At 66.7% G+C, this 8,810-nt stretch carries 11 protein-coding genes and 1 tRNA gene; 8 read left to right on the top strand and 4 right to left on the bottom strand.

Annotated elements, in window-relative coordinates; genetic code table 11:
* Both VLA96_12995 and VLA96_12990 read left to right on the top strand, forming a co-directional pair.
* Positions 1-264 (top strand): SPOR domain-containing protein (locus VLA96_12995; GenBank protein ID HSE50117.1); only part of this gene is annotated, 264 nt, incomplete at its 5' end.
* A 112-nt stretch (positions 265-376) separates the two neighbouring features.
* Positions 377-718 carry a histidine triad nucleotide-binding protein gene (locus tag VLA96_12990; protein HSE50116.1) on the top strand — a complete coding sequence of 114 codons (342 nt, stop codon included), beginning with the start codon at positions 377-379 and terminating at the stop codon, positions 716-718.
* A 3-nt stretch (positions 719-721) separates the two neighbouring features.
* Here the strand turns inward: VLA96_12990 and VLA96_12985 are convergent, their stop codons facing one another.
* Positions 722-1,573 carry a halocarboxylic acid dehydrogenase DehI family protein gene (locus tag VLA96_12985; GenBank protein ID HSE50115.1) on the bottom strand — a complete coding sequence of 284 codons (852 nt, stop codon included), beginning with the start codon at positions 1,571-1,573 and terminating at the stop codon, positions 722-724.
* A gap of 119 nt (positions 1,574-1,692) precedes the next feature.
* On the bottom strand, positions 1,693-2,484 hold the full coding sequence (locus tag VLA96_12980; protein HSE50114.1) for a hypothetical protein: 792 nt from the start codon (positions 2,482-2,484) through the stop codon (positions 1,693-1,695).
* A 375-nt stretch (positions 2,485-2,859) separates the two neighbouring features.
* On the opposite strand from VLA96_12980, the gene VLA96_12975 reads away from it, so the two are divergent.
* From VLA96_12975 to VLA96_12960, 4 genes are all read left to right on the top strand, one after another.
* Positions 2,860-3,453 (top strand): hypothetical protein, encoded by a 594-nt coding sequence (locus VLA96_12975; protein HSE50113.1) that lies wholly within the window; start codon positions 2,860-2,862, stop codon positions 3,451-3,453.
* A 56-nt stretch (positions 3,454-3,509) separates the two neighbouring features.
* Positions 3,510-4,163, top strand: a complete 654-nt coding sequence (locus VLA96_12970) for a hypothetical protein (protein HSE50112.1) — start codon at positions 3,510-3,512, stop codon at positions 4,161-4,163.
* 2 nt (positions 4,164-4,165) lie between these two features.
* Entirely contained in the window at positions 4,166-4,717 is a 552-nt protein-coding gene (locus VLA96_12965) for a hypothetical protein (protein ID HSE50111.1), read from the top strand.
* Positions 4,718-4,852: 135 nt separating this feature from the next.
* Positions 4,853-4,929: transfer RNA gene (locus VLA96_12960), tRNA-Arg, on the top strand.
* Between the two features lie 3 nt (positions 4,930-4,932).
* Here the strand turns inward: VLA96_12960 and VLA96_12955 are convergent.
* Together VLA96_12955 and VLA96_12950 are read right to left on the bottom strand one after the other, a co-directional pair.
* A complete protein-coding gene (locus VLA96_12955) occupies positions 4,933-5,769 on the bottom strand; it encodes a PDZ domain-containing protein (protein ID HSE50110.1) in 837 nt (278 codons plus the stop codon).
* 39 nt (positions 5,770-5,808) lie between these two features.
* Positions 5,809-6,777 carry a YihY/virulence factor BrkB family protein gene (locus VLA96_12950; GenBank protein ID HSE50109.1) on the bottom strand — a complete coding sequence of 323 codons (969 nt, stop codon included), beginning with the start codon at positions 6,775-6,777 and terminating at the stop codon, positions 5,809-5,811.
* A 242-nt stretch (positions 6,778-7,019) separates the two neighbouring features.
* Here VLA96_12950 and VLA96_12945 point away from each other — a divergent pair, with 242 nt between their 5' ends.
* On the top strand, positions 7,020-7,871 hold the full coding sequence (locus VLA96_12945) for a proline dehydrogenase family protein (GenBank protein HSE50108.1): 852 nt from the start codon (positions 7,020-7,022) through the stop codon (positions 7,869-7,871).
* An 84-nt stretch (positions 7,872-7,955) separates the two neighbouring features.
* A partial coding sequence (locus VLA96_12940) for an NAD(P)/FAD-dependent oxidoreductase (GenBank protein HSE50107.1) occupies positions 7,956-8,810 on the top strand: 855 nt, incomplete at its 3' end.

Raw genomic sequence — 8,810 nt, 5'->3', positions numbered from 1 at the left:
CTCGACGTGCTCGAGACGCCCGCCGCCATCGACCGTGGCGGGCGCTGGTGCGTCCAGATCGGCGCCTTCGACGATCGCGACGAGGCCACCGAGGTGAAGCAGCGCCTCGCGCGCAAGTACTCCACCGCGAAAGTCATCCAGTTCACCGGGCCGACCGGCGAGTGGGTGCGCGTCCGCGTCCCGCAGGACGACAAGCGCCGCGCCCAGGAAGTCGCCGACAACGCGCGCACCTCCGCCCCCGTCTGGCTCGTCCGCATGGACTAAAGGCATTTACGATTTGCGATTTTCGGTTTTCGGTCTCGCCCCCCAAACCTTAAGGGGCCGACGACCGAGGGCCGACGACCGACGACCTGCCCGGGTTTAGAATCGTCGCGCTATGAGCGACTGTCTGTTCTGCAAGATCATCGCCGGCCAGATCCCCGCCAGGAAGGTCTACGAAGATGATCAGGTCTTCGCGTTCGAGGACATCAATCCCCAGGCGCCGACGCACCTGCTCATCATCCCCAAGCGGCACATCGTGGGATTGAAGGAAGCGCGGCCGGAAGACGCCGAGCTCCTCGGCTACATGCAGTTGGTGGCGGCAAAGCTCGGCCGCGAGCGCCAGATCGAAGAAGGCTACCGGACGGTGTACAACGTGGGCCCGGGCGCGGGCCAGAGCGTCTTCCACATCCATCTGCACCTGATCGGCGGGCGCCCGCTGCGCTGGCCGCCGGGCTAAGCGCTACGCCGCTTTCCGCACGTCGTATTCCGGGAAGGAGCGCTGCCACACCGCGGACATCAGGGCGAACTGCGGCGTCACGCGCGCGAACGAGTCCACCGTCTCCTCGACGTCGCGCCACTCCGCCGGCGTGATGCGCTTGCCGGCCGCCGCGCGGTGGTCGCGCACCGGCAGCCCCCGCAGCAGGCTGAGCGTCCGCTTCGCGACGTCGTCCTTGGTGCGTTGGGAATCCGGGTCGCTCATCACCTTCTTCGCGTCCACCCACGTCGCCGCCAGGTAACTGGGAAAGTGCGAGAGCAGCCGGAATAGGCTCATCACGTGCTTCGTGCCGGTGGTGCGCTTGATGTCGGAATACAGCAGCCAGGTGCGCAGGCCGGCTTCCTTCTCGTTCGGGATCTGCAGCCGGAATAGCCGCGACATCGCCGCGGCCTGCTTGCAGTTGCCCACGCGGCCGCGCTGCCCGCCCGAGTAGCCGCGCTGCATCAACCGGCTGAAGAGCGCCATCTGGCAGAGCGTGCGCGTGAAGATGGGAGGCACCTCGGCCAGCACCTGGATGTCAGGACGCGAGAAGCGCTCGCCGGAAAGCGCGCGGTCCTGGTCGGCGAAGCGCCAGCCGCCGCGCACCGCGTCGGAGCGCACGAACTCGCCCAGCGCCTTGGCTGCGGCATGGAACTCCTTCGACCGCGCCACCGGACCCAGGTCGCTCCACACCAGCTTCAGGTATTCCGGGACGCCCGCCACCACCTGGAACAGGGTCGGCGTGAAAGGCAGGTCGAGCGCGGTGCGCGCCTCCTGGTAGATACGCCGCAGGTCGGGACCGACCTCGTGCTCTTCAAACGCTCGCGTCAGGGACATCGGGATGCCTCCATCTCTAAGACGATAAGCAGCTTCCTTACGTTGCGTGCGCCAAGAGAAAAAGGCCGGCGTCTTCGCCGGCCTTCACTCGGTACTCGATGCTTGGAACCCGGTACTGCCTACTGCGGCGAGCTCAGCCCGAACTGCGACTGGGGCTCATCGTGGTCGTCGGGCGCGCCGTGACGCCGCAGGATCTGCGGCAGGTTCGCCGAGAACGCCGAGCGCGGCATCACCACGTCGCAGCCCGCTTCCTGCGCCTTCAGCTTCAGGTCGCCCTGCACGTGCGAGACGAACCCCACGATCGACGTCCCCCGCTTGTACTTCGCGCGGAACTTCGGGATCGCCTGCAGCGGCTTCGCGTTCACGTTGTTCAGGTCGAACACCACCAGCGATGGCGGCTCGGCCTGCTGCTCGAGCTTCTCCAGCAGCTCGTCCCCATTCTTGGCGAACTCCACTTTCACGTTGAGCTTGCGCGCCGTGTCCTGGATCTTGGTGACGAAGAAAAGGTCTTCGATGAACGCGTAGATGCGGGTGGGAGCGTCTTCGCGCATCGCCGGCAGCGGGTCGACCGAGGGGCCCTGGAAGAACTGCTGCGGACGATTCGGCTGGTTGCCGTAGCGGCCCTGCGGGCGTCCGCCGAAGGAGTTGCCGTTGCCTTCGCCCTGGGCTTGGCGATAGCTGTGGTCCATCGGCCCGACGAACGCGGGCTGGCTACCGCCGCCGCGGCGCCGGTTACGCCGGCGGCTTCCGCCACCGCCGCCGCCGGCCTGGTTGTTCTGCGGCTGGCCGCCGCCCATCTGCGGCTGGTTGCCGCGGTTCTGCTGCTGGCCACCGCCGTGGCCGCGACGGCGACGCCGCCTGCGGCCTCCGCCTCCTCCGCCGTGGGGAGGCTGGTTCTGTCCTTGGTTCATGTGGTTGTCTTTGTCTATTCCGGGACCGGCTTGGCGCCGGTGCCTTGAAAATCCTGTTCTAAGGAACTATGTCTCTTCGGCTTCCGCCACCTACACGCCTGGCTGGTCGTGCGCTAGTAGATCGGGGGCAGAAGCTCAAACTGCCTGGTTCGTCCGCTGGCGCCTGAACTGCAAGCGCCCGGTGCGTCGGCTCGCACTGGATGTGCGGCCCTTCAGGAGGACAGTCAAAATCTTAATCGGGACTGGTCGGCCGTGCAAGTCCTATTCGCGTGGGATGTGCCCGCCCCCCACTCGGATGCCCGTCCCGCGGCTGCCCGGGGCTGGCGCCCTCAAATCATTTTCGCCTTAGCCCCGCCTTCGTGGTCTGATATCCCTATGCACGCCGACTCTTCGGTCGAGCTGGGTCGCGACGACCCGGCGCTCGAGCTGCCCTGGTCTTCCCCGGACGGCGCCCGGCGCTACTACGACCTGAAGCGGCGTCCCGAGCTCCTGCTCGAAGTGCAGGAAGCCCACGACAACCGCGAGCTCGCCGAGTTCCTCGTTTCCACCAATTCCGCCATCTCCATGTTCGAGACCGCCAAGTGCGATACCTGGCTCTCGAACGAGCTCAGCGAAGCAGAAATGGTCTATGGCGCGGCCTGGAAGTTCGGGTCCTACGTGGACCTGGTCTTCACCGAGCGCGAGTCCCGCTTCGCTCTGTCGGAACACGAAGCCTTCGCCGAGCGGCTGGTCAAGCTGCTGGCGCGCGCGCCCGAGATCTCCGCCGCCGCGGAGTTCATCATCCGCCGCTGCTACTACCGCGTCGCCGGAGACGGCGACTCCGAGACCGGCTACTGCATCACGTTCTACCTCTACGGCTACGGCGACGACGAAGATGAAGCCCGCCGCCGCTGGAACGTCGGCTTGAAGCTGGTCGAGAACGCCCTGGTGCAGCTTTCCGCCCAGTCCCGCAAGGAAGCGGCGCGGTAAGTCTCGCCCCACGATTCTCTTGTCCCAGCCACCCGGCGGTGGTTAAATCCCCGCTTATGAGACTGCGTGCTCCTCGCCTCGCGACCCTGGCGCTGGTCCTGCTGGCGCTCGCCGCCACCGCTCAACAGAATCCGCTTCCCATCCTGCGCTTTCAGCGGTCCAACGCCTACCTGGAGAGCGAGCGCGCCGCGCCCCACGCCCAGGGCATGGAGGGCATGACTTACAACAATCCCGGGACGACCACGCACTATCCCAGCATGACTTCGTGCATGCTCGTCTACCCCGACGGCCGCTACATCCTGGAGAAGATCGAGGAGCGCACCGTCGGCAAGCCCAAGACCAAGCGCTCCGAAGGCACCTTCACCCCCGAAGAACTGGCGCAGCTCAAGGCGGTCCTGGAAGCGCCCGAGTTCCGGAGCCTCGCGACCAACCCGATGCCCGACATCCCCGACAACGCGACCACCATGAAGGAAGTGGAGCAGACCGAGACCGAGGTCTATCACGGCCGCGACTTCCAGACCTTCACCATCACGCGCCAGCGGATGAAGACCACCAGCACCTCCGGCCTCGACATCTGGATCGACAACAGCGGCAAGAGCAACAAGGCCCTCGGTCCATTCAACAAGTGGATGAAGGACGCCGAGAAGAAGATGAAGGACGGATTGAAAGAGGCTCAGCCGCAGTACTGCCACCCGGTGCAGGTGGGGTAGCGATGAGGCGCGCCATCGCGATCCTCGTGCTGCTCCCGCTGCTCATGCCCGCGGCCGCGCAACAGAATGCCTCCCAGAAGCAGGGGCCGCCGATGCTGGCCAGGATCTCCGAGGTGAAACCTGGAGTGCTCACTGCCGACCATCGCTGTGTCCTCATCTTGCCTGACCGCCGATTCCATTTCGAGCGCGCAACGCGCCAGCGCGCCAAGGACCTCACCCGGAAGGTATACGAGGGCGAGTTCTCGCAGGCCGAGTGGGACCAGATTCTGGCGATGCTGGGCGACAAAGACCTGAAGGCGCTGTCGGTGCCGGCCCCCCGTGGGGTCCTGGTCGTCGAAGATATGGATCTCGTCACCATCAATATCTGGCGCGACCCGGGCTACCAGACCCTGGAGTTCCTGACGAAACGCGACCGCGCTCCTTACGAGCGCACGCTGAAGCCGTTGCTGAGCTGGTGGAAGGGCTTTGCCAAACGCGGCTTGAGCGAGAGCAAAGCGCCGGTGGACGACTCCTGTGCGCTTGCCGGCAACGACAACATGCTGTTCGCGCCCTAGGTGCGCAGCCGCCTCCCGCACAGTAACTGCCTTAACGTAGGAAAGGCGTTGCGGTCGGGGAATATATCCCGAAGTTTCTCCGCGTGCCGGGCGGCAGGGCCGCAATCCTTAGGGTAAAAAGTACAATAAGACCACGCGCCCGTAGCTCAACCGGATAGAGCACGGGATTTCTAATCCCGTGGTTGCAGGTTCGAGTCCTGCCGGGCGCGCCACTGCTACTGCTGTTCCACGAAGCAGCCCAGGTCCTTCTCCGCCACGCCCTGGGGCACCACCTGCCCGCGCACGACCTGGAGCTGGTTGACCGCCAGGATGTCCGAGGTCTTCCACAGCGGGAACTCGAAGACGCGCTCCACCTCCAGGCGCCGCACGCGCAGCCGCATGCGGCCGGGCTTGGCGCTGGTGAACAGCGGCGCCAGTTGCGCGGCGGTCAGCCCCTTCACCTCGGTGCCATTGACCGCGATGATGACGTCGCCCAGGTGGACGCCCGCATGCGTCGCCGGGCCATCGTCCATCGGGCCCACCATCACCTCGTCCGGCATCTGGACCAGCATGACCTGGAAGCCGCCGAAGTAGGTCGCCGGATCCTCCGGGAGGCCGCTGGGGAACACCACTCCCTGGACGCGCGCGGGGTCGAAGTTGCGGATGCGGTCGATCTCGGCGTCGCTCATGTCGGCCGGGACCTGCGCGCCGTTGGGCGCGACCTTGCGTCCCTGGCGCTCGAGCTGGTCGGCCAGCGGCTCGCGCTCCACGTCGTAGGCGTACTTCCCGCCGGCGCGCGCCACCTCGATGCGCACGCGCCGCGGCTTGTCGCGCGTGACCTTCTGCATGTCCGCCAGCGACCCGATGGAGACGCCGTCGATCGCCACCACGGCGTCGCCCGGCTTCAGGCCGGCCTTGGCCGCGGGCCCCTGCGGGTCCACGCGCCGCACGAACACCGGGCAGCCCTCTTTCGGCTGCGCCAGGTCCACGCCGATCACGTACTGCGGCGGCATCGTCTGCTGCTGCGCGAAGAGCGGCAGCGCGAACAGGAGGAGAGCGAAACGCGGCTTCATCCTTTTATTATCGCGCGCCGGGCGCGCTGCGCAAAAATCCTAGGCCGCCGGCGCCTGCTTCTCGCCCTCCGCCTTGGCGTCGGCGCGCCCCTGCTCCGCCGCCGCATGCTCGATCTCGCTGTTCACCTCGCCGCCCAGCATGATCGAGGTCCCGGTGATGTACAGCCAAAGCATCAGGATGATGACCGCGCCGATCGAGCCATACGTCTTCGCGTAGTTGTTGAAATAAGCCAGGTAGAGACGGAACAGCGCGGAAGCGCCCAGCCAGATCACCACGCCCAGCAGCGAGCCCGGCGTGATCCAGTACCACTTCTGCTCTTTCACGTCGGGGGCGAAGTAATAGATCAACGCGAAAGCAAAGGCCATGAGCGCAAATGCTAGCGGCCACTGCACCACCGTCCACGTGGTCACGGCGACCGAGCCGAGAGGAAGATGCGACCCCAGGTAGTCGGCGATGCGTCCGCCGAACAGCACCACCGCGAGCGCCACGATGGCCAGCACGCTGAGCGCGATCGTCAGCCCGAGCGCGATGCCGTAACGCTTCCACAGCGGCCGGCCCTCTTTCACGTCGTAGGCCGCGTTCAAGGAGGTCATGATCGCCACGATCCCGCCCATCGCCGACCAGATGGTGAACACGATGCCGAACGTCAGCTTCAGGCCGCCGGCCGCCTGCGTCACCTCCTGGATGGTCTTGCTGATCAGCTCCGAGGCCGAGCCCGGCGCCAGCCGGGCCAGGTACGCAAACAGCTGCTGCTGGAAGCTCGGGTTCCCATGCGCGATCAACCCGATCAGGGTCACCAGGAAGAGCATCGCCGGGAACAAGGCGAGCATGAAGTAATAAGCCAGCTGCGCGGCGTGCGACGCGACGTCGTCTTCGTTGTACTCCTTCCACACGCGCTTCATCAGGCGCAGCGGAGGCAGCCCCCCGAACGCCCACAACGAGGGCGGCGGCGGTTCTCCTTCGTTCCCGGTTGCCTTGCGATACCGGATCGAGCGCACGGCGGCCATGGCGGCTCTCCTTGGATCCAGGGGCGTGATCTCTTAGATGGCCCGGCGGTGACGCTGAGAGCTGCTGGTGGTGACTTCGGTCACTGGCCTTCCCCCGCCGGTGCTGGTACAAAAGAAGGTCCTTATTACGCCTTCATGAGCACTCTTATCGAACCCTTCCCGCGGAGCGCCCGGTGCTGAGAGCGCTCTTCATTTCCCTCTCGGAAAGCAAACGGTTGCGCCGCATCGCCGAGCACTCAGCGATGGGACGCCGCATGTCTGGCCGCTTCGTCGCCGGCATGCAGGTCTCGGACGTGCTCACGGCCACGCGCGCGATGAACGACCTGGGCATGTCGGTCTCCATCGACAACCTGGGCGAGAACGTCACCAACGCCGACGAGGCCCGGCACTCGGCCGCCCTCTACCACGAGCTGCTGGAGAAGATCAGCGAGCAGAAACTCGACGCCAACGTCAGCTTGAAGCTCACGCACATGGGGCTCGACGTCGACGAGCCGCTCTCCTACTCCATCGTCACCGACCTGGTGGCGCACGCCGCCCGGCTCGGGAACTTCGTCCGCGTCGACATGGAAGGCTCGCCCTACACGCAGCGCACGCTCGACTTCGTTCACCAGCTCCACGCCGAACCGAAGAACAAGGGCGCGGTCGGCGCGGTCATCCAGTCGTACCTGTTTCGCAGCGAGAAGGACGTGCAGGACCTGCTGGCGGAGAAGATCCGCATCCGGCTGTGCAAGGGCGCCTACAAGGAGCCGCCGGAGATCGCTTTCCAGAAGAAGTCCGACGTGGACGCCAACTACGTCACGCTGATGAAGCTGCTGCTCAAGAGCGGCGTCTACCACGGCATCGCGACGCACGACGAGAAGATGATCGCCGCGACCAAGGACTTCGCCCGGGCCGAGGGCATCTCCTCCAAGGCCTTCGAGTTCCAGATGCTCCACGGCATTCGCCGCGACCTGCAGCAGGAACTCGTCCGCGACGGCTGGCGCATGCGCGTCTACATCCCCTTCGGCAGCGAGTGGTATCCCTACTTCATGCGGCGGCTCGCGGAGCGTCCCGCCAACGTCTTCTTCATCGCCAGGAATATCTTCCGCTCGTGATCGGCTCGCGGTTGGGCGGCAGGCGGCTCGCCGCGCCTGCTCTGCGCTGCCAGCTGCGGGCCGCCGGCCTGCGATAATCTCGACATGACGGTTCCCCGCGTGGTCATCATCGGCGGTGGCTTCGGCGGCCTCTACGCCGCGCGTGCCCTGCGCCGCGTGCCGGTCGCCCTCACGCTCGTCGACCGCAAGAACCACCACAACTTCCAGCCGCTGCTCTACCAGGTCGCGACCGCGGGACTCTCACCGGGCGATATCGCGCGCCCCATCCGCGAGATCCTCCGCCGCCAGAAGAACGCCGAGGTCCTGATGGCCGAGGTCACCGGCTTCGACCTCGCCCGCAAGGCCGTCAAGCTGGCGGGCGGCGGCGAGCTCCCCTACGACTGGCTCATCGTCGCCAGCGGCGCGCGGCACTCCTACTTCGGCCACGACGAGTGGGAGAAGCTCGCGCCCGGGCTGAAGACGCTCGAGGACGCGCTCGACATGCGCCGCCGCATCCTGCTCGCCTTCGAGCACGCCGAGCGCGAGGCCGACCTCACCGGCACCCACGCCCCGCTGAACTTCGTCATCATCGGCGCCGGCGCCACCGGGCTGGAGCTCGCCGGCGCGCTCGCCGAGGTCGCCCGCCGCGTGCTCGCGCGCGACTTCCGCAACATCGACCCCGCGAAGTCGCGCATCATCCTGCTGGAAGGCGGGCCGCGCGTCCTCTCGACATATCCCGGGGACCTTTCACGCAGCGCGGAGGAGCAGTTGCGCGATCTCGGCGTGGAGGTGCGCACCGGCGCGCAGGTCACGCGCGTCGCGCCCGGCGCCGTCTACATCGGCGAGGAGCGGCTGCCGGCCGCGGTCGTGCTCTGGGCCGCCGGCGTGCAGGCCTCGCCCCTCGGCAAGCTGCTGGGCTCGCCCACCGACCGCGCCGGCCGCGTGCTCGTCGAGCCGGAC

Source organism: Terriglobales bacterium (genome assembly GCA_035457425.1).
GTDB lineage: Bacteria > Acidobacteriota > Terriglobia > Terriglobales > Acidobacteriaceae > JACPNR01.
Note: the sequence above shows the minus strand (reverse complement) of the source record. Positions and strands in the feature narration are given on the sequence as shown.

Bases quoted from the DNA above. Each gene is read 5' to 3' on its own strand.
- VLA96_12975 (HSE50113.1), top strand. From the start codon at position 2,860: ATGCACGCCGACTCTTCGGTCGAGCTGGGTCGCGACGACCCGGCGCTC.
- VLA96_12985 (HSE50115.1), bottom strand. From the start codon at position 1,573: ATGTCCCTGACGCGAGCGTTTGAAGAGCACGAGGTCGGTCCCGACCTG.
- VLA96_12955 (HSE50110.1), bottom strand. From the start codon at position 5,769: ATGAAGCCGCGTTTCGCTCTCCTCCTGTTCGCGCTGCCGCTCTTCGCG.
- VLA96_12945 (HSE50108.1), top strand. From the start codon at position 7,020: ATGGGACGCCGCATGTCTGGCCGCTTCGTCGCCGGCATGCAGGTCTCG.
- VLA96_12970 (HSE50112.1), top strand. From the start codon at position 3,510: ATGAGACTGCGTGCTCCTCGCCTCGCGACCCTGGCGCTGGTCCTGCTG.
- VLA96_12950 (HSE50109.1), bottom strand. From the start codon at position 6,777: ATGGCCGCCGTGCGCTCGATCCGGTATCGCAAGGCAACCGGGAACGAA.
- VLA96_12990 (HSE50116.1), top strand. From the start codon at position 377: ATGAGCGACTGTCTGTTCTGCAAGATCATCGCCGGCCAGATCCCCGCC.
- VLA96_12980 (HSE50114.1), bottom strand. From the start codon at position 2,484: ATGAACCAAGGACAGAACCAGCCTCCCCACGGCGGAGGAGGCGGAGGC.
- VLA96_12965 (HSE50111.1), top strand. From the start codon at position 4,166: ATGAGGCGCGCCATCGCGATCCTCGTGCTGCTCCCGCTGCTCATGCCC.